This window comes from Kitasatospora sp. NPDC023120 (genome assembly GCF_055560835.1).
The window spans coordinates 16,984-36,572 of record NZ_JBVHHY010000007.1 but is presented as its reverse complement, the minus strand read 5'-3'; the positions used below and the strand labels follow the sequence as shown (position 1 = coordinate 36,572).

The following is a 19,589-nucleotide window of genomic DNA, read 5'->3' as shown; positions in this document are numbered from 1 at the left end:
AGCTGGTTGGCCTTGCCGCTGCCGCAGGTCCACTGCAGGACCTGCGCGCCGTCGGCGGTCGAACTGCCGCTGACGTCGAGGCACTTGCCGCTGTTGGTGTTGGTGAGGGGCGTGGTGGCGGGTCCGGCGAGCGGGGTCACGCCGAAGTGGGTGAAGTCGGCGTGCTGGAAGCCGCCGACGGCCAGTCCACTCTGGCCGATCGCGTGGCCGGCGTGGGTGAGCGAGGCGACCTGGACGTGGTCGACGAAGGCGGTGATCGACTGGCCCTGCATCGCCAGCGAGACGTTGTGCCAGGTCCCGGCGCCCGCGCCGGGGTAGCTGCCGGCGGCCAGGACGGTGTCGGTCCCCGAGCGGTCCTCGCTGGACAGTCGCCAGGAACCGCCGTCGTCGATCCTCAGGTGGTAGGCGGAGCGGTCGTGGTCGACGTGGTCGATCCGGCCCAGCAGCTCGGCGGAGGTGCCCGCCTCCTCCAACAGCACGTCGGTGGAGACCTGGTAGTTGCTCCACGACGGGTCGCCCAGCAGGGTGGCGGGGGTGTAGTTCATGTCGGTGTGCCAGGGGTGGGCGGGCGCCGTGATCACCTGGCGCAGGCACATCGGGGTGTCGGTGCCCGCCGGGCAGGGCGCGGTCTCGAAGGCCCCGGCCCAGTCGTGGAAGTACCGGGCGGCGGTCCGGGCCGGGTATCCGCTCAGGTCGGCCTGGTAGGGCAGCGGGAAGCTCTTCGCGGGCGGCGCGACAGCAGTGCCCTTGCCCTGGCCGGTGGTGGTGGTCACGGTGTAGAGGTGGCCGGGCTGCACGGTCAGCGAGTAGCCGCCGTTTCGCGGCACGATGTCCTGGGTGTGGACGAACCAGCGGGCGGGGTCGGTGGCATTCATGTCGGTGTCCCACACATGCACCGGCCCGGTGGACAGCCTGCCGGCGACGCTGAGCGCAATCGTCTTCGCGGCCGAGGCGTCAGTGGTCTCGATGACCGTGCTGTAGTCCTGGCCGGACCTCAGGGTGACGTAACTCCCGCTGTGCCGGTCGCCGTTGATCCCGGCGCCGGACAGGTAGCCGCTGGCCGTGTCCAGGTAGCGCCAGCCCGGCTTGGCGAACTGCGTGGTGTGTGCCATCACCCAGATGTCGCGGCCCACGGTGTAGTTGCCCGACCAGGGCTGATCGGCGGCTATCAGGCCGGCCCCGGCGAACGGAAGGTTCGCGGGCCAGGAGCCGACCAGCGCCCACTTGATGTCCGACGTGATTCTGGCGTCGATGTACTCGCGGTTGAGGTTGCGAGCCAGCGCCGGCGGGTTGGCGCCGTCGCTGTCGTTGTCGTCCTCGGCCACCCACAGCGGCTTGCCCAGCCCGGTCGCGGTGCTGCTGCCCGGGCAGGCGGTGTACACCGGGGTCGAGTTCCAACACACGCCGTGCAGGCCCACGACCGCGACCGCCCGGTTGAAGGCGCTGTCCGCGGCCAGGTCCGAGGCGACCGTCCAGTTCGCGTCATTGCTGTCGGAGGCCACCAACAGGGTGTCGGCGTGGCCGCTGCCGTCCAGGGCGGTGCGCAGGTTCTCGAACCAGGCCTTGTCGTAGCCGTTCTCGTTCCAGCCGCCCAGGTAGCCGACCTTCAGTCCGTGGCTCTGGGCGCAGCCCAGCCAGGACTTGAGGTAGGTGATGTTGTCCTGGGACCAGATGCCGCCGTTCAGCCAGCCCGGCGCTGCCCACTCCAGGCCGTAGAACGCGATGTCGGGGTTGCGTGCCTTGGCCTGCTCCATCAGCCACCACTCGTAGCCGCGATTGCAGTCGACCTCGGTCGGGGTGCGCATGTGGCTCGGTTCGGGTCCGTCGGAGGAGTTCGCGTCGCCGCCGATCTCCACCTTCAGCATCTGCAGCGAAGCGCCGTAGCCGGGCTTGAACAGGTAGTCCAGCACCTGCGTGCGCTGCGGCTCGGGGTAGTCGACCAGGAGCCGGGAGGTGGCCCCGCCGCCACTGATCGCGCCAATTCCGTCGAAGACGCGCCCGCTTGACGCTCCATCGATGGCGATCCGTTGCGCTGGAGCAGCGACTGCGGGCGAACTCGGGATCGCGGTGAAGGTGGCGGCGAGAGCGACCGCAGAGGTTGCGAGCACGGTGAGCATGTTTCGGAAATTGATAGGATGTCTGCGCACGTAACGCTCCAAGGGCGCGACTGGAGGACCCGGCGGCCCGTCTGGCGCCGGAAGGGTGTGCGAGGTCAATGTTGCTCAATATGGAACGCATTCGCACACAAGTCAACAACTTTGACTCGCAATTGCTTGAACAGTCGAGCTGTAGCTACAGCGGCGCCAGCAGAGACGCCAGCGATGACTGCGCCTCAGGATACTAAAAGGTCGGATGTGTAGGGCTTCGGGCCACATAGTCGCCGACTGAACGCGTGCTCCATCGCGGCAACGTCAGCCGCGGCGCACCGTTCGCCGAAGGCTCGGCCGAACAGCTCGCGAGACACCGCCCGGACGTGTCAGTCCGTACCAGGGCGAGGCGAGGCACGACCGGGGCCTCGTCGGCACCGACCAGCGGCCGACCACCCAGCCTGATCGTCCTACGGAGTTAGGAGAAGCCGTGGTTTCGGCCGCAGCGTGGGGAACGAGTCCTCCGTGCCGCCCGAGCCCTGTCCATGCCGGGGCCGGCGGCACGTGCGGCAGCCGTCTGCCGGAAGGCCGGCTTCGAATCACGGGTGTGCGGCAGCTGCGACGATGTGACCAGCGCGCTCGGTTTCGCGTACGTCGCCGCCGCCCCCGGGGACGGGCGGTACTTCTCACCGCCAGGGATCACCCGCATACTGCTGCGCACACCGTCGTCACCGACGATCTCTCTTGAAGCGCTCGTCCTGGGTCAGCCGAGCGATGATCCGGCTGCGCCGAGGGTGTCCCGCAGCCACTGCTCGACGCCTGCCACGTGCACCGTCGCCCAGGCGTGCGCGAGGTCGGGGCGGCGGTGGGCGATCGCATCGAGGATGGCGTGGTGCTGCTGGCGGGTCCGGTCGACCGCACCTTCCTCGGTCAGCCCGCGCCAGATCCGCGCCCGGGCGGTCGGGCCGGACAGGCCGTCGACGAGCGAGCACAGGACGGTGTTGCCGGAACCGGCTGCGATCCTGCGGTGGAACTCGAGGTCGTTGTCGATCAGTTCTTGCAGGGAGGCATCGTCGCTCAGGCCCTCCAGGAGCTCCCCGAGCGCGGAGATCTCCGCGTCCGGCATCACTCGGGCAGCCATGGCCGCAGCGGCGGGTTCCAGGATGCGGCGGACCTCCAGGAACTCCAGCACCGAGTTGTCCTGGTGGAAGTCGACGACGAAGCCCAGCGCATCCAGCAGCAGGTTGGGCTCCAGGCTCGTCACGTACGTGCCGTCTCCCTGGCGTACGTCGAGCACCCGGATGAGCGAGAGGGCCTTCACCGCCTCACGCAGGGAGTTGCGCGACAGGCCGAGTCGCTCGGCCAGGTCTGCCTCCTTGGGGAGTCGCGAACCGGGGCGCAGCTCTCCACTGACGATCATGGCTTTGATCTTCTCGATCGCCGAGTCGGTGACTGGCACGCCGTTGCCTTTCCCTGGTCCTGATCGTTGCAGCATAGCTTCCACGGCGGCCGCCCGATCACCTTGACCGTGACGGGTCAAAGTGGCCCGGGGGCGATCCACCGTCACCCGTCCGTGCGGTAGCTGCCCCGGACGGGCCGTCCTTCGTCCGGGTCGGCTACGGACGCGTCGGGCCTGCACGTCCCTCGGCAGTCCTGCGCTGGCGGCCGAGCCCGTACACGCGGATCGCGTTGTGCCGGAACACCGCGTCCTTCTCCCTGGCGCCGAGCCCGTCCACGAGGTGCCTGGTGATCCGGGTGACCTCGGTGTAGCCGGCCTCCAGGGTGCAGACCGGCCAGTCGGAGCCGAAGAGGAGGCGTTGCGGGCCGAAGGCCTCCAGGGAGGTATCGGTGTACGGCGCGAGGTCCGCCGTCCGCCACCCCGGCGCCGGTGTCGGAGTAATCGTGGTTGACGTCGAGCAGTTCGCCCATCTTCTCCTGCCAGGCGACGTTGACCGGGAGGTGCTCCGATTCGGCGAGGAGCCGGGGGTAGCTCTCGCACTCCAGCAGGTGGAACAGGTCGCAACCGCTGCGCCAGATCCTCCACGAGGTGACGCCGGCGGCCCGGATGGCTGCGACGAGGTCGGCGGGCACGTCCCGGTGGGCGGCCTCGTACTCGGCGATCCGGTCGGCGCGGACGCGGGTGTGCAGGGCGACACTCATGGCTGCTCCGGGTGGGTGGGGTGGTCGACGATGATGACCTGCAGGGAGCGGGGGCCGTGCACGCCTTCCACGCGTTCGAGTTCGATGTCGCTGGTAGCGGACGGCCCCGAGATGAAGGTGAGGGGGTTCCGCGGGTCGAGGCGGGCGAGGGCGTCGGGGACGTCGGCGACGATCTGCTCGCCGCGGACGATGCACAGGTGAAAGTCGGGGACGAGGGTGAGGGCGCGGTGGCCCTGGCCGGGGCCGGCGTCGAGGACGATGGTCCCGGTGACGGCAATGCCGGCGGCGGCCAGGGTGATCGCGCCGTCCAAGCTGTCGAGCACCGCCATGTCCAGCGGTTCTGCGTGCCACTCCCATTCGCCGGGTGGCAGCAGCTCGGCGGGGAAGCCGCCGGCCAGCGCCAGGTTTCTCGCCCCGCGGGCGGTGAGCGCGGCGGCGATGGCAGCCGGCAGGCTCGCCTCGTCGGTGCGGGTCACGGTGGCGCGGTAGTCGGCGACCCGCTCGGCGAACAGGGCGACGGTGTCCTCGCCCGGCTCCGTGTGCCTGCGGCGATAGGTTCGAGGTACGGGGACGTCGCTGGGCAGTTCGCCGGCGGGGACGTCGGTGAGCGCGGCGCGGATACGGCCGAGGATGGCCTGACGGCTGTTCATGCTTCTTGGTCCCTGTTCTTGCGCCACCAGGTGCGGAAGGACTCGGCGGGGGGCGCGGGGGTGTCGCGGGTGTCGGACCAGCCGTGCAGCGGGCCCGGCAGTCGGCCGATCCTTCCGTCCCGGGCCAGGGCCCGGCCGCCGAGGGCGGCCGCCTTCTGGGCAACGCCGAGCAGGCGCGGGGAGTGGAGGACGGTGGCGGCGGCCTTCATGGCCAGCGCCTCCGCCCGCTTCGGCTTGGTCTCGACGGCCTTGGCCCGCAGGTGGGCCAGCACCTCGGGGATGTTGATCTTCACGGGGCAGGCGTCGTAGCAAGCCCCGCACAGGGTGGAGGCGAACGGCAGGGTCGCCGCGTTCTCCACGCCGACGAGCTGGGGGGTGAGGACGGCGCCGATCGGTCCGGGGTAGACGGAGCCGTAGGCGTGGCCGCCGGTGCGCTCGTAGACCGGGCAGACGTTGAGGCAGGCGGAGCAGCGGATGCAGGCGAGGGCCTGGCGGCCGACCTCGTCGGCAAGGGTGTCGGTGCGGCCGTTGTCGAGGAGGACCAGGTGGAAGGCCTGCGGGCCGTCGCCCTGCGTCACCCCGGTCCAGGTGGAGGTGTAGGGGTTCATCCGCTCGCCGGTGGACGAGCGGGGCAGGAGCTGGAGGAAGACCTCCAGGTCCTGCCAGGTGGGGAGGACCTTCTCGATGCCCATGACGGTGATCAGGGTGTCGGGCAGGGTGAGGCACATCCGGCCGTTGCCCTCGGACTCCACGACCACGACCGTGCCGGTGTCGGCGACGGCGAAGTTGGCACCGGAGACGGCGACCTTGGCGGAGAGGAACTTCTGCCGCAGGTGCAGCCGGGCCGCGTCCGCCAGGTCGGCGGGTGAGTCGGTGAGCCCGTCCGGTGCGGGCCGGCCCCAGTGGCCCATCTCGGCAACGAACAGGTCCCGGACCTCGGTGCGGTTCCTGTGGATCGCGGGGACGAGGATGTGGGAGGGCCGGTCGTCGCCGAGCTGGACGATGAGTTCGGCGAGGTCGGTCTCGTAGGCGGTGATGCCGGCTTCGGCGAGGGCCTCGTTGAGGCCGATTTCCTGCGTGGCCATGGACTTGATCTTCACGACTTCGCGTTCGCCGGTGGCCTGCACGAGTTCGGTCACGATGCGGTTGGCCTCGACGGCGTCCGAGGCCCAGTGCACGGTGCCGCCCGCGGCGGTGACGGCGGCCTCCAACTGGACGAGGTAGCGGTCGAGGTGGCGTGAGGTCCGCTTCTTGATCGCGGCGGCGGCGCCGCGCAGCTGCTCCCAGTCGTCCAGTTCGGAGGCGACCGCGAGCCGCTTGTCGCGGATGGTCGTGGTGGCCCGTTTCAGGTTGGCGCGCAGCTGGGTGTTGTCGAGCGCCTCGCGGGCGGCGTCGGGGAAGGACGGGGCGCCGAGCCAGACGACGCCACGGCTGGCGGGGTTGCTCATCGTGCGGTTCCTTCGGAGGCGGCGAGGATCTCGGCGATGTGCATGGTGCGCACGGGGGCGCCCTGGCGGGACAGTCCGCCGCCGATGTGCATCAGGCAGGAGTTGTCGGCGGCGCACAGGACGTCGGCGCCGCTGTCCAGGACGGCGGTGTTCTTGTCGGCGAGCATCGCGGCGGAGGTGTCGGCGTTCTTGACGGCGAAGGTGCCGCCGAAGCCGCAGCAGGAGTCGGCCGCGGGCAGGTCGACGAGGTCGAGGTCCCGGACGGCGCGCAGCAGGCGGTCGGGGCGGTCGCCGAGGCGCAGGCCGCGCAGCGAGTGGCAGGTGGGGTGGTAGGCGACGCGGTGCGGGAAGCGGGCGCCGACGTCGGTGACGCCGAGGACGTCGGTCAGGAATTCAGTGAACTCGTGCACCCGGGGGACCAGTTCGGCGACCTGCTGTCGGAGGCCGGCGGGCCCGTACTCCCGGGCCAGCAACGGGTGGTTCTCCTTGACCATGCCGGCGCAGGAGGCGGACGGCGTGATGACGGCGTCGTAGTCGGCGAAGGTCCGGGCGAAGCGCGCCACCAGCGGGACGGCGTCGGGGCGGTAGCCGGTGTTGAAGTGCATCTGCCCGCAGCAGGTCTGTTCCTGCGGGAAGTCGACGGTGTGGCCCAGTCGCTCCAGTACGGTCACCACCGCGCGGCCGGTTTCGGGGAACATCGTGTCGTTGAAGCAGGTGATGAACAGGGCGATGCGCATCAGCTCACCTCCTCGGGGGTGGGGACGTCCTCCCGCAGCAGTCCGCGGTCCCTGAGTTCTGCCCAGAGCGCCGCCGGGACGGGGTGATCGAGCATAGCGGCGGCGTCCCGGGCCTCGGCGGCGCTGCGGGTGCCGACCAGGACGCTCGCCACCGCCGGGTGCCCGAACGGGAAGCGCAGGGCGGCGGCGCGCAGCGGTACGCCGTACCTCTCGCACACCGCCTTGAACTCCAGGGCCCGGTCGAGCAGGTGGACGGGGGCCGCGGTGTAGTCGAAGGTGGCACCCGGGCGGGGGTCGGCGAGCAGGCCGGAGTTGAAAACCCCTCCGATGACCACGCCGACGCCCCGCTGCTGGGCCAAGGGCAGCAGTTCGGCCAGTCCTCGCTGGTCGAGCAGGGTGTAGCGGCCGGCCAGCAGGACGGCGTCGATGTCGGTCTCGCGGATGAAGCGGGCGGGCAGTTCGGCCTGGTTCATGCCGAGGCCGATCGCTCCGATGACTCCCTCCGCGCGCAGGCGTTCGAGTTCTGGATAGGCCTCGTCGAGCGCCTGTTCGGCGTGGTCGTCGGGATCGTGGAGGTAGGCGATGTCGATCCGGTCGAGGCCGAGCCGGTTCAGGCTGTCCTCGACGGAGTGGCGCACGCCCCGGGCGCTGAAGTCCCAGACCCGGTGGTGGGTGGCGGGCACGGCGAAGCCGTTGGCCAGGTCGTCGCCGTCGACGGAGGGGGTCGGCTCCAGCAGCCGGCCGACCTTCGTGGACAGGGTGAAGTCGTCCCGGGGCAGGGCGCGCAGCGCGTCACCGAGGCGGCGCTCGGACAAGCCCAGGCCGTAGTGCGGGGCGGTGTCGAAGTACCGTACGCCCGCTTCCCAAGCGGCGGTGACAGCTTGTTCTGCCTGTTCGTCGCTGACCGCGGTGAACAGGTTGCCGATGCCGGCTGAGCCGAAGGCGAGTTCGGTGACCTGGACCCTGCCGCCGCCGAGCGGGCGGTGGCGCAGGTTCACGGGCGTGGCTCCTGTCGCAGGCGCAGGCCGGCCATGCCGCCGTCCACCGCGAGAGCGGTGCCGGTGACACTGGCGGCGGCCGGGGAGGCGAGGTAGGCGATGGCTGCGGCGACCTCCTCGGCGGTGACCAGCCGCCCGGTGGGCTGCCGGGCGTTCAGTGCGGCGCGCTCGGCCGCCGGGTCGTCGGCCGCGTCCAGCAGTCGTGAGACCCACGGGGTGTCGACGGTGCCCGGGTTGACGCAGTTGACCCGGATCCCTTCGCGGACGTGGTCGGCGGCCATCGCCAGGGTGAGCGAGAGGACGGCGCCCTTGCTCGCCGAGTACAGCGCGCGCTGGGGCAGTCCGGCGGTGGCGGCGATCGAGCAGGTGTTGACCACCGAGGCGCGGGTGGAGCGGCGCAGGTACGGGAGGGCGGCGCGGGTGGTGCGGACGATGCCGAGCACGTTGACGTCCAGGACGCGGTACCACTGCTCGTCCGGGTTGTCCTCGACAGTGCCGGCGGCGCCGATGCCGGCGTTGTTGACCAGGATGTCGATCCCGCCGAGCGCTTCGGCCGCCGCCTGGACAGCCGCGCGTACGGAGTGGTCGTCGGAGACGTCGGCGGTGAAGCCGCGCAGTGGGGCGCGGACGCTGCTCGGGTCGAGGTCCAGGACGGCGACGTCCGCGCCGCGTTCGCCGAGGAGTCGGGCGGTGGCCAGTCCGATGCCGGAGGCGCCGCCGGTGACCAGAGCCGTCAGGCCGTCGAGGTCGCGGGTGGTCATGAGCGCTCCTGCTGCTCGGCGGCGGCCCGGTCGGCGGCCCAGAACGCGCCCTCGGGGTAGGTGTAGGTGTCGATGGTGGCCTGGTGCATGGTGGCGGAGAAGCCGGGTACGGTGGGCGCCCGGTAGCGGCCGGCGTCGATGACGACGGGGTCGAGGAAGTGCTGGTGGAGGTGGTCGACGTACTCGATCACCCGGTCCTGGGTGGTGCCGGAGAGCGCGACGTAGTCGAACATCGACAGGTGCTGGACCAGTTCGCACAGGCCCACGCCGCCGGCGTGCGGGCAGACCGGGACGCCGAACTTGGCGGCGAGCAGGAGGATGGCGAGGTTCTCGTTGACACCGGCCACCCGGACCGAGTCCAGCTGGAGGACGTCGATCGCGCCTGCCTGGAGCAGCTGCTTGAAGACGATGCGGTTCTGCACGTGCTCGCCGGTGGCGACCCTGATCGGGCGCACACCCTTGCGGATGGCGGCGTGGCCGAGGACGTCGTCCGGGCTGGTCGGTTCCTCGATCCAGTACGGGTCGAACTCGGCGAGGGCGTTCGTCCACTCGATCGCCTCGGCGACGTTCCAGCGCTGGTTGGCGTCGATCGCCATGCGAATGTCCGGGCCGACGGCCTGGCGGGCGGCGCGGCAGCGGCGGATGTCGTCCTGAAGATCGGCGCCGACCTTCAGCTTGATCTGGGTGAAGCCGTCGGCCACCGCCTGCTTGGCGAGGCGGGTGAGCTTCTCGTCCGAGTACCCGAGCCAGCCGGGCGAGGTGGTGTAGGCGGGGTAGCCGCGCCGCAGCAACTCGGCGGTCCGGTCGGCCGCGCCATGCCGGCCCTTGGTCAGCAGCTCCAGCGCCTCCTCGGGGGTGAGCGCGTCCGCGATGTACCGGAAGTCGATCTGGGAGACCAGCCACACGGGGTCGGCGTCGGCGAGCAGCTGCCACAGCGGCTTGCCCTCGCGCTTGGCGGCCAGGTCCCAGACCGCGTTGACGACGGCGCCGATCGCCATGTGCATCACGCCCTTCTCGGGCCCCAGCCACCGCAGCTGGCTGTCGCCGATCAGGTCGCGATACAGGGAGCCGGGGTCGGCGCACAGCTCGGCGACGGAACGTCCGACGATGTGCTCGCTCAGCGCGTCGATGGCGGCGACCTGGACGTCGTTGCCACGGCCGATGGTGAAGGTGAACCCGTGGCCCTCGTGGCCGCCCGCGGAGGCGCGCAGCACGAGGTAGGCGGCGGAGTAGTCGGGGTCGGGATTCATGGCGTCGGACCCGTCCAGCTCCCGCGAGGTGGGGAAGCGGATGTCGTAGGTGTCGACGGCGGTGATCCGCGCTGTGGTTGCGGACAAGGTGGTGCCTTTCACGCGTTGGAGAAGGTCTGGCGCTGGGTGCCGAGGCCGTCGATGGCCAGCTCGACGGTGTCGCCCGCGCGCAGATAGGGGGTGCCGGGCAGGCCCAGGGCCACACCGGCCGGGGTGCCCGTGTTGATGACGTCGCCGGGGTTGAGCACCATGTACTGGCTGAGGTACCAGACGATGTGGGCGACATCGAAGATCATGTTGTTGGTGTTGCCGTCCTGTCGCGTCTCGCCGTTGACGGCCAGACGCAGGCCCAGGGCCTGCGGGTCGCCGGCCTCGTCCGGGGTGACCAGCCACGGACCGAGCGGGTTGAAGGTCTCGCAGGACTTGCCGAGGTCCCACTGCCCGGAATACTCCAGCTGGAACTCGCGCTCGGACACGTCGTTGCTGATCGCGAAGCCCGCGACATGAGCGAGGGCCTGGTGGGGCGAGTCCAGGTAGCGGGCCTCACGGCCGATCACGACCGCCAGCTCCACCTCCCAGTCGGTCTTCGTCGAACCACGCGGGATCAGCACCCCGTCACAGGGGCCGACCACCGTGGACGGGTCCTTCATGAACACCACCGGCCGGAGGGGGACAGCCGCTCCGGTCTCCTCGGCGTGGTCACGGTAGTTGAGGCCGATACAGACGACCTTGCCCGGCCGGGCAATCGGCGCTCCGACCCGCAGGCCGGCGGGGTCGAGCTCGGGAAGTGTGCCGGCGGCAAGAGCGTCGCGGACGCGATCGATCCCGCCCGACCCGAGGAACGCCCCGTCGATGTCGGTGGTCAGGCCTGTGAGTGCGAAGACCCGCCCGTCGTCGCCGAGTGCCGCCGAAACCTCTTCGCCCGCCGGTCCGATCCGCAGCAGCTTCATGCCCTGCTCCCGTCATAAGTCTGCGAGCCGGGACTCTTTACCGGCCGACACATCGGATGAATCTGTGACGCCCCGACCATACGAGCCTCGTTGCGCCACCGCAAGAAGTCCTCCGATGTTTGCTGGGCCCTTCGACTCGTACGCCCTCAAAGAACCATCAAATTGGCAGCTCAGGGCGGAAGTTCCGTTTCACTCATGACACGGGACGGAAACCTGGACGTCACGGTTGAGAATCATCCCAGGTTTCCTCTTGTCAGTCAGATGTCAGGCTCGTATGGTCCTCCTGGCCTGCAAGCCATCCGATGACTGCGGAAGCGCGATCCGGCTCCGTCTGCCACGGACCGCCGCAACCAGGGAACCGGCCTCCCTCCTGGTGAGGGCTGGAAGGGAGGCCGGCTCCCCTGCCCGCTTCGCCCCACCGGGACGGCCTCGCGGCCCCCCGCCACGCCGGATCCCCGTCCCCGGGGGACCGAACGTCCCAGCCAAGGAGATCAGCACCATGAAGCCTCGCTCCTCCAGAATCGCGGCCACGGCCGCCGCCGTGGTCGTCCTGGCGGGGTTCGCCACGGCCTGCAACCGCGGCAGCGACTCCGGCGGGTCCGCGTCCGGCAAGCCGGCGATCGGCATCGACCTGCCGCGTGCGGACTCCGACTTCTGGAACTCCTACGCGCAGTACGTCAAGCAGGACGCCTCCGCCCAGGGCCTGAACACCCTGCCGGTGAGCAACTCTCAGAACGACGTGACCAAGCTGGTCGCCAACGTCCAGGTGTTCCAGAACACCGGTGCCAAGGCCGTGGTGATGGCCCCTCAGGACACCGGCGCGATCGCCTCCACCCTCGAGACGCTGTCGGCCAAGAAGATCCCGGTGGTCAGCGTCGACACCCGCCCCGACAAGGGCAACGTCTACATGGTGGTGCGCGCCGACAACAAGGCGTACGGCACCAAGGCCTGCGAGTTCCTCGGCAAGCAGCTCGACGGCAAGGGCAAGGTCGCCGAACTCCAGGGCGCGCTCAGCTCCATCAACGGACGCGACCGCTCCGAGGCCTTCGCCGCCTGCATGAAGGAGAAGTTCCCCGGCATCCAGGTCATCGAGCTGGCCACCGACTGGAAGGGCGACGTCGCCTCCGCCAAGCTCCAGTCCACGCTCGCCGCCAACCCCGACCTCAGCGGCATCTACATGCAGGCCGGCGGCGTCTTCCTGCAGCCCACCCTCGCCCTGCTCCAACAGAAGGGCCTGCTCAAGCCCGCCGGGCAGAGCGGCCACATCGCGATCATCTCCAACGACGGCATCCCCCAGGAGTTCGACGCGATCCGCAAGGGCGACATCGACGCCACCGTCTCCCAGCCCGCCGACCTGTACGCCAAGTACGCGCTCTTCTATGCGCAGGCCGCCGCCGACGGCAAGACCTTCCAGCCCGGCGCCACCGACCACCAGTCCACCATCATCCAGCTGCCCAACGGCCTGGAGGACCAGCTGCCCGCTCCGCTGGTCACCAGGGACAACGTCGACGACAAGTCCCTGTGGGGCAACAACGTCGGCAAATGACCCATCCGACTCCCGTGAGCGGCTCACCGGCACCCCCAGCGGACCGCCGCTCACGGGTACGACCTTGAAAGGACCCGCCATGGCGGACCCCAGCCCCGTCCGGGGCCCAGTCGTCGAGGCCGACGGGATCAGCAAGCGCTTCGGCGCCACCGTCGCGCTCAGCGACGCCCGCATCTCGGTCGCGCCCGGCGAGTCGCACGCGCTGGTCGGCCGCAACGGCGCCGGCAAGTCAACCCTCGTCTCGATCCTCACCGGGCTGCAGCACCCCGACACCGGCACCCTGCGCTTCAACGGCGAACCGGCCCCAGCCTCCGGCGACACCGACGCCTGGCGATCCCGGGTCGCCTGCGTCTACCAGCGCTCCACCATCATCCCGGCGCTGACCGTCGCGGAGAATCTCTTCCTGGACCGGCAGAGCACCGGTGCGCTGCGCCCGATCAGCTGGAAGCAGCTGCGCCACCGGGCCGGCGAGCTGCTCGCCGAGTACGGAGTGGACGTCGACCCGACCGCGCGCGCCGAGGACCTGGGTGTCGAACAGCGGCAGTTCGTCGAGATCGCCCGGGCGCTGTCCTTCGGGGCCCGCTTCATCATCCTGGACGAGCCCACCGCCAAACTCGACGCGCGCGGCATCGAGCGGCTCTTCGACAAGCTGCGCTCACTGCAGGAGCAGGGCGTCGCGTTCCTGTTCATCTCCCACCACCTGCAGGAGGTTTACGACCTCTGCACCACGGTCACGGTCTACCGCGACGCCCGGCACATCATCACCGCACCGGTCGCCGACCTGGACCAGCAGGCCCTGGTGGAGGCGATGACCGGTGAGAGCTCCCGGGACAGCGAGCCCGCCTGGTCGGTGACGGGCCGCACGATCCCCGATGGCGCCCCACTGCTGGAAGTCTCCGGCCTGAGCCTGGCCGGCGCCTACCAGGACTTCTCCCTGACCGCGCGGGCCGGCGAGGTCGTGGGCCTGGCCGGAGCGGCCGCCAGCGGCAACGTCCGGCTCGGCGAGACCCTCGCCGGGCTGCACCGCCCGCAGGCCGGCACGATAGCCGTCGCCGGCCGTCCGGTGCGCACCGGACGCGTTCCCACCGCTCTCGCGGCCGGCATCGGCTTCGTCCCCGAGGACCGGCACATCCAGGGCCTCATCCCGCAGCGCAGCGTCGCCGAGAACGCCACCCTGACCGTCACCGACCAGCTCGGCCCGCTCGGCACGGTACTGCCCTCGCGCACCCGGGCCTTCGCCCAGCGGATGATCAGCGACCTCGACATCAAGACGCCCGGCCCCTCCGCCCCCGTGTCAGCCCTGTCCGGCGGCAACCAGCAGAAGGTCGTCATCGCCCGCGCCCTGGCCACCGAACCGGACGTCCTGGTCGCCATCCGGCCCACCAACGGCGTTGACGTCAAGTCCAAGGAATCCCTGCTCGGCACCGTACGCACGGTCGCCGACGCAGGGAAGACCGCCCTGATCGTGTCCGACGAACTCGACGACCTGCGGGTCTGCGACCGGGTCGTGGCCATGTTCCACGGCCGCGTCGTCGCCGAGTTCGAGCACGGCTGGAGCGACGAACAACTGGTCTCAGCCATGGAGGGCATGGCCGGCCCGACCGACACGAAGGAAAGCCATGTCTCCCACCACTGAGGTCCGCGCCCACGCGGCGCCGGCCGTCACCCGGCCCGCCGAGCACCGCTTCCAGCTCGCCCGCTACCGTGACCTCTCCCTCGTCCCGGTACTCCTGGTGCTGGGCATCATCGGATTCGCGGTCTCGCCCGCCTTCCTCACCTCCGACAACCTGCTCGGCGTCGGCCAGCAGGCCACCGAACTGAGCCTGCTGGTCCTGGCCGAGGCGCTGATCCTGATCGTCGGCCGGATGGACCTGTCCCTGGAATCCACGATCGGCGTGGCCCCCGTCATCGCCGTCTGGCTGGTCCTGCCCGACCACGGCGCACGCTTCAACGGCCTCGGCCTCTTCCCCTCCTGGACGGCCATCCCGCTGTGCCTGGCCGTCGGCGCGCTCATCGGGGCGATCAACGGCTTCCTGATCCTCAAGCTGCGCCTCAACGGCTTCATCGTCACCCTCGGCGCGCTCACCCTGCTCCGCGGCCTCCAGGTCGCCATCTCCCAGGGCCAGTCCATCGTCAACCTGCCCGACTCCTTCACCTACCTCGGCAGCGTCAGCTGGCTCGGCGTCCCGGCGGCGATCTGGATCTGCGCGCTGCTCTTCGCCGCGGGCGGCTGCGCCCTCGCCTGGCTGCGGCACGGCCGTGCCCTGTACGCGATCGGCGGCAACTCCGAGGCCGCCCGCGCCGCGGGCATCCGGGTCGACCGGATCACCTGGATCGTGCTGATCCTCGGTGGCCTCCTGGCTGCGTTCGCCGGCGTCCTCTACACCGGCCACTACGGCTCCATCTCCGCCGACCAGGGCAACGGGTGGATCTTCCAGGTCTTCGCCGCCACCGTCATCGGCGGCGTCAGCCTCAACGGCGGCCGGGGCACCCTCTTCGGCGCCCTCACCGGTGTGCTGACCCTCCAGCTCGTGGTCAACGTCATGACCCTCGCGGGCGTGCCGCCACTGTGGAACCAGTTCCTCAACGGGGCGATCATCATCGTCGCGCTGATCATCTCCCGCTTCGCCTCGGGCGAGAAGCAGGAGTGACGGGCCCCGCGGCCTGAGAGCCGCCCAAGCGGCGCGACCAGCCCGGCGGAACGAGTCGCGCCGCTTCGCCCTCCCCTTCCCCACCCCTCGACCGACCATCACTCCCATGCCCGCACGGAGGAGGCGAAAGACCATGGCGGTGACCGACCGGGCCATCGAGAAGATCAAGGAGATGATCGTCTCCGGCGTCCTGCCGCCCGGCGCGAGGCTCCCCAACGAGGGGGATCTCGCCGACCAGCTCGGGCTGTCGCGCAACTCGCTGCGCGAGGCCGTCCGGGCGCTCACCACGATGCGGATCCTCGACCCCAGGCAGGGCGACGGCACATACGTGTCGGGACTGGAACCCCACCTCCTGCTGGAGGCCATGACCTTCGCCGCCGACGTCTCCCACGGGCACACGGCCCGCCAACTCCTCCAGGTACGGCGCCTGCTGGAGCCACAGGCCACCGCCCTCGCCGCGGACCTGCTCACCGACGAACACTTGCGAATGCTGCGGGCCGTCCTCGACCGGAGCGCCGCGGCAGCCGGCATCGAGGAGTTCATCGAGCTGGACATCGAATTCCACCGCACCATCGCCGACGCCGTCGGCAACCCCGTGCTGTCCACCCTGCTCGGCATCCTCTCCACCCACACGCAGCGGCTGCGCATCGTGCGCGGTACACACACAACGGCCCGCGAGCAGGCCCACCGTGAGCACGAGGCGATCTGGCAGGCGCTGGTCAACCGCGATGCCGTCCTGGCCGCCAGTGCCAGCACCGTGCACGTCGCCGCCGTCGAAGACTGGCTGGCCGCGGGCACCGGCTCGCTGGACCTCGGCGCCATCGCCTGACGGCGACGTGCCAAGTCCCGCGCATCCGTTCCCTGCCAGTGCGTACGACCCCTACTGCCGGGACGGTCTGACACATGAAGAGCCGAACCACCCGGTCCACCCTGGCCGACAACCGGACACCGGCGGCGTCAACGTGCGGGCCGGCCGCGTGTTCCTGCGGCCGACCCTCGCGCTGCTCCAGCAGAAGGGCCCGCTCGAGCCCGCCGGCCAGCCCGGTCACATCGCCATCGTCTCCAACGACGGCATCCCGCAGGAGTTCGACGCGATCCGCAAGGGCGACATCGACGCGACCGTCTCCCAGCCCGACGGCCTGGAGAACCAGCTCCCCGCCCCGCTGGTCACCAAGGAGAACATCGGCGACCCGTCGCTCCGGGCCAACCGTGCCACGGGCTGACCGAGAGGGCCCCTGAACCAGACCAGCAGCCACCACGACAACGGGACGACGGGACTGCGGTCTGCGCACCACCAGTGATTGCTCCCCACCCACCCCCACTGAAAGGCCGCACCATGCCAAGTGCACCGGTGGTCAGGGCGATAGTCGCCCTGACCCTTGGTACCACCGCCGCCGCCTGGTCCCCCGCCACGGCGACCGCCGCCACCATGACCACCGCCTGGTCCGGCGGCGCATTCTCCGTCGATACCGCTAGCCTCGTCCGCGAGGCGAACATCGCCCTGGGCAGCCCGAACACCGCGGCGACCCAGTCGATGCCGCTGGGCAACGGCACTCTCGGCGCCGCGGTCTGGGCCGCCAACGGCTTCACAGCCCAACTCAACCGCGCCGACACCCTGCCCGGCCGCAAGTCCCCCGGCTGGCTGCAGATCCCCGGCCTGTCGCGGATCACGAACGCCACCGACTTCACCGCCACCGTCGACCCGTACGACGGCGTGCTGCGCGAGTCCGGCGGCGGGATGAGCGCGACGATCTACGTCCGCGCCGACAAGGACGAACTGGTCGTGGACGTGACCGGCGCCGACCCGAACACCGCCCAGTCCGCCACCGTCAACCTGTGGTCCGGCCGCACCCCGACCGCCGCGGCCTCGGGCGGCATCGCGACCCTCGCCGAGACCTGGGTCGACAGCAACGCCACCACCGGCTCCGGCCGGACCTTCGGCTCGCTGGCCGCACTCACCGCCGGCGGACGCGACGTCACCGCCACGGTCACCGACTCGCAGACCGTGAAGGTGGACCTCACCCCCAACACCGACGGCAGCTTCCGCATCCTGGTCGGCAGCCCGAGCTGGACCGGCGGCAACGCCGCCACCACCGCCGCCGCGCTGCTGAGCACGGACGCGGCCGCGAGCACCGGCACCCTCCAGGCCCCGCACCTGAGCTGGTGGCACGGCTACTGGGCCAAGCTCGGCCTGGTGAAGCTCTCCTCGGCCGACGGCACCGCCGACTACCTGGAGAAGCTTCGCACCCTGTACTACTTCTACACCGCCGAGGAGTCCCGCGGGCCGCTGCCCGGCTCCCAGGCCGGCGTCGCCGACCTCTTCAATTTCTCCCAGGACACCCAGAACTGGTACCCGGCCGGCTACTGGTTCTGGAACCTGCGCGGCCAGGTCGCCGCGAACATCGGCGCCGGCGCCTTCGCGCTCAACTCCGGCGTGTTCAACCTCTACACCTCCAACCTGGCCAACATCCAGGCCTGGACCAGGACCTACATGGGCAACCGGCCCGGCATCTGCGTGCCGGAGACCATGCGCTTCAACGGCAACGGCTTCCAGAGCGACAGCGACCCGTTCGGCGCCGCCTCCTGCGACGACGCCCTGTCCACCTGGAACGGCCGGACCGTCTCCTCCGGCGCGGAGATCGGTCTGTGGGCCTGGCAGCAGTACCTGACCACCGGCGACCGGAACTTCCTGACCACCAACTACCCGCTCATGCAACAGTCCGCCCAGTTCCTGCTGGCGTACACGACCGTCGGAGCGGACGGCAAGCGGCACGCGGTGGCCAACGTCCACGAGAACCAGTGGAACGTGCAGGACCCGGTCAACATGATCGACGCGATGAAGGCCCTCTTCCCCGCCACGATCTCCGCCGCCCAGGCCCTGAACACCGACGCCACGCTGGTATCCCAGCTGCAGGCCGCGATCCCGCAGATCCCCGACTACCCGCGCACCGACGCCGCGACCCACCGGCAGAACCTCACCGCCGCCGCCGACGCCTCCGGCACCGACGTCCTCGGCCAGTCCTCCCAGCCCACCGCGCCCGTCTACAACACCGAGAACGACGACCTCGAAGCCGTCTGGCCCTACGACCTGATCGGCGACAACTCGCCGTTGCTCACCCTGGCGCAGCGTACCTACAACAGCCGGGTCAACGTCCAGCAGAACGACTGGAGCTTCGACGCCGTCCACGCCGCCCGCCTCGGCCTGCCCGACCGGGTCGCCGCCGACCTGACCGCGCTCACCCAGAAGTACCAGACCTACCCCACCGGCCTGGCCAACCTGTGGGGCCAGTCCGGCGGCAGCGAGCCGTACATCGAGCAGGCCGCCAACGTCGCACTGACGATCAACGAGGCCCTGGTCCAGGACTACGACGGCCTGCTGCGCATCGCTCCGGCCCTGCCACAGGGCTGGGACGCCGACGGCACCCAGTACATCCACGGCGGCAGCACCGTCTCCGTCCAGGTCCACGGCGGCGTCATCGGCACCGTCGGCATCCACGCCGGCTCCACCGGCACGATCAAGATCCGCAATCCCTGGCCCGGCCAGAGCGTCTCGGTCGTCGACGGCGCCGACCAGAAGACCGTCATCGTCCGCCCCACCAGTGCCGGACAGTTCACCATCCCGACCACGGCAGGCAAGTCCTACCTGGTCCAGCAGGTGTCGGCCCCGGTCTCCGGCATGACGTTCAGCCGGCTCTCCGGCACACCGGCCACAGCGGCCAGCCACCTGGGCACCGTCCAGATCGGCCTGGACAAGACCACCGGCACCGGCCACATCACCGGCATCAACGGCCTGTGCGTCGACGACTCCGGAGCCGGCACCACCGACGGCAACCCCATCGTCGTCTGGGCGTGCAGCGGCACCGCCGCCAACCAGCAGTGGACCGTCGGCACCGACGGCACCCTGCGCACCCTCGGCAAATGCATGACCGCCCCCGGCACCAACCCCGGCAACAACACCCCCATCCAGCTGTACGGCTGCGTGAACGGGGCCGGCAACCAGGTCTGGCAGCCCCAGGCCGACGGCACCCTCAAGAACCCGCAGAGCAACAAGTGCCTGGACGACTCGGGCGCCGGTCCCGCCGGCACCCAGCTGATCCTGTGGGACTGCTCCGCTGCCGCCAACCAGATCTGGCACCTGCCCTGATCCCGACCTGACGCAACAAGGCCCTGGGTGCCGACCAATGATGGTGGTCGGCACCCCGGGCACGCCTGGTCGTCGATGCCGCACAGGCCGTTCCCATCATCCGATGGAAACGGCCTCCGACCTGCGTAAACGCTGGTCGGGACGACAGGATTTGAACCTGCGACCCCTTGACCCCCAGCGGTCCCCACCTGGTCCCCACGCAAGGGT

At 70.4% G+C, this 19,589-nt stretch carries 15 protein-coding genes and 2 pseudogenes; 6 read left to right on the top strand and 11 right to left on the bottom strand.

From position 1 onward, the window contains the following. From ACZ3TI_RS12160 to ACZ3TI_RS12110, 11 genes and pseudogenes are all read right to left on the bottom strand, one after another. Positions 1-2,108, bottom strand: a 2,108-nt coding sequence (locus ACZ3TI_RS12160) for an RICIN domain-containing protein (protein ID WP_465726105.1), incomplete at its 3' end; no start/stop codon positions are given. Positions 2,109-2,850: 742 nt separating this feature from the next. Beyond that, positions 2,851-3,546: a FadR/GntR family transcriptional regulator gene (locus tag ACZ3TI_RS12155; protein WP_465726104.1), complete on the bottom strand. Its 696-nt coding sequence runs from the start codon at positions 3,544-3,546 to the stop codon at positions 2,851-2,853. Between the two features lie 157 nt (positions 3,547-3,703). Next, entirely contained in the window at positions 3,704-3,925 is a 222-nt protein-coding gene (locus ACZ3TI_RS12150; RefSeq protein WP_465726342.1) for an amidohydrolase family protein, read from the bottom strand. A 43-nt stretch (positions 3,926-3,968) separates the two neighbouring features. Continuing rightward, a pseudogene (locus ACZ3TI_RS12145) lies at positions 3,969-4,247 on the bottom strand (L-rhamnose mutarotase); the annotation flags it as partial. Next, complete coding sequence (locus ACZ3TI_RS12140; RefSeq protein ID WP_465726103.1) at positions 4,244-4,897, bottom strand: LutC/YkgG family protein; 654 nt, start codon at positions 4,895-4,897, stop codon at positions 4,244-4,246. The pseudogene ACZ3TI_RS12145 and the gene ACZ3TI_RS12140, both read right to left, overlap by 4 nt. Continuing rightward, a complete protein-coding gene (locus ACZ3TI_RS12135) occupies positions 4,894-6,345 on the bottom strand; it encodes a LutB/LldF family L-lactate oxidation iron-sulfur protein (protein ID WP_465726102.1) in 1,452 nt (483 codons plus the stop codon). Before ACZ3TI_RS12135 ends, ACZ3TI_RS12140 begins: the two co-directional genes overlap by 4 nt. After that, positions 6,342-7,082, bottom strand: a complete 741-nt coding sequence (locus tag ACZ3TI_RS12130; protein WP_465726101.1) for a (Fe-S)-binding protein — start codon at positions 7,080-7,082, stop codon at positions 6,342-6,344. The genes ACZ3TI_RS12135 and ACZ3TI_RS12130 overlap by 4 nt, the downstream gene beginning before the upstream one ends. After that, the gene (locus ACZ3TI_RS12125; protein WP_465726341.1) at positions 7,082-8,074 is read right to left on the bottom strand and encodes an aldo/keto reductase; all 993 of its coding nucleotides are present in this window, start codon (positions 8,072-8,074) and stop codon (positions 7,082-7,084) included. The genes ACZ3TI_RS12130 and ACZ3TI_RS12125 overlap by 1 nt, the downstream gene beginning before the upstream one ends. A 2-nt stretch (positions 8,075-8,076) precedes the next feature. After that, positions 8,077-8,841 (bottom strand): SDR family NAD(P)-dependent oxidoreductase, encoded by a 765-nt coding sequence (locus ACZ3TI_RS12120; protein ID WP_465726100.1) that lies wholly within the window; start codon positions 8,839-8,841, stop codon positions 8,077-8,079. After that, positions 8,838-10,178, bottom strand: coding sequence for an L-fuconate dehydratase (locus tag ACZ3TI_RS12115; protein WP_465726099.1), 1,341 nt, complete (start codon positions 10,176-10,178; stop codon positions 8,838-8,840). Before ACZ3TI_RS12115 ends, ACZ3TI_RS12120 begins: the two co-directional genes overlap by 4 nt. An 11-nt stretch (positions 10,179-10,189) precedes the next feature. Next, positions 10,190-11,041 (bottom strand): fumarylacetoacetate hydrolase family protein, encoded by an 852-nt coding sequence (locus ACZ3TI_RS12110; RefSeq protein ID WP_465726098.1) that lies wholly within the window; start codon positions 11,039-11,041, stop codon positions 10,190-10,192. Positions 11,042-11,540: 499 nt separating this feature from the next. Between ACZ3TI_RS12110 and ACZ3TI_RS12105 the strand changes: the two genes are divergently transcribed. The 6 genes and pseudogenes from ACZ3TI_RS12105 to ACZ3TI_RS12080 all read left to right on the top strand — a co-directional run bounded on the left by ACZ3TI_RS12105 (position 11,541) and on the right by ACZ3TI_RS12080 (position 19,382). Next, the gene (locus ACZ3TI_RS12105) at positions 11,541-12,587 is read left to right on the top strand and encodes a sugar ABC transporter substrate-binding protein (RefSeq protein ID WP_465726097.1); all 1,047 of its coding nucleotides are present in this window, start codon (positions 11,541-11,543) and stop codon (positions 12,585-12,587) included. Positions 12,588-12,666: 79 nt separating this feature from the next. Continuing rightward, positions 12,667-14,223 (top strand): sugar ABC transporter ATP-binding protein, encoded by a 1,557-nt coding sequence (locus tag ACZ3TI_RS12100; protein WP_465726096.1) that lies wholly within the window; start codon positions 12,667-12,669, stop codon positions 14,221-14,223. Continuing rightward, a complete protein-coding gene (locus ACZ3TI_RS12095; RefSeq protein ID WP_465726095.1) occupies positions 14,207-15,238 on the top strand; it encodes an ABC transporter permease in 1,032 nt (343 codons plus the stop codon). The genes ACZ3TI_RS12100 and ACZ3TI_RS12095 overlap by 17 nt, the downstream gene beginning before the upstream one ends. 133 nt (positions 15,239-15,371) lie before the next feature. Beyond that, positions 15,372-16,067: a FadR/GntR family transcriptional regulator gene (locus ACZ3TI_RS12090; RefSeq protein ID WP_465726093.1), complete on the top strand. Its 696-nt coding sequence runs from the start codon at positions 15,372-15,374 to the stop codon at positions 16,065-16,067. Positions 16,068-16,173: 106 nt separating this feature from the next. After that, positions 16,174-16,461: pseudogene (locus tag ACZ3TI_RS12085) on the top strand (sugar ABC transporter substrate-binding protein); the annotation flags it as partial. 113 nt (positions 16,462-16,574) lie between these two features. Next, positions 16,575-19,382 (top strand): ricin-type beta-trefoil lectin domain protein, encoded by a 2,808-nt coding sequence (locus tag ACZ3TI_RS12080; RefSeq protein WP_465726091.1) that lies wholly within the window; start codon positions 16,575-16,577, stop codon positions 19,380-19,382. The last annotated feature ends 207 nt before the right edge of the window (positions 19,383-19,589 follow it).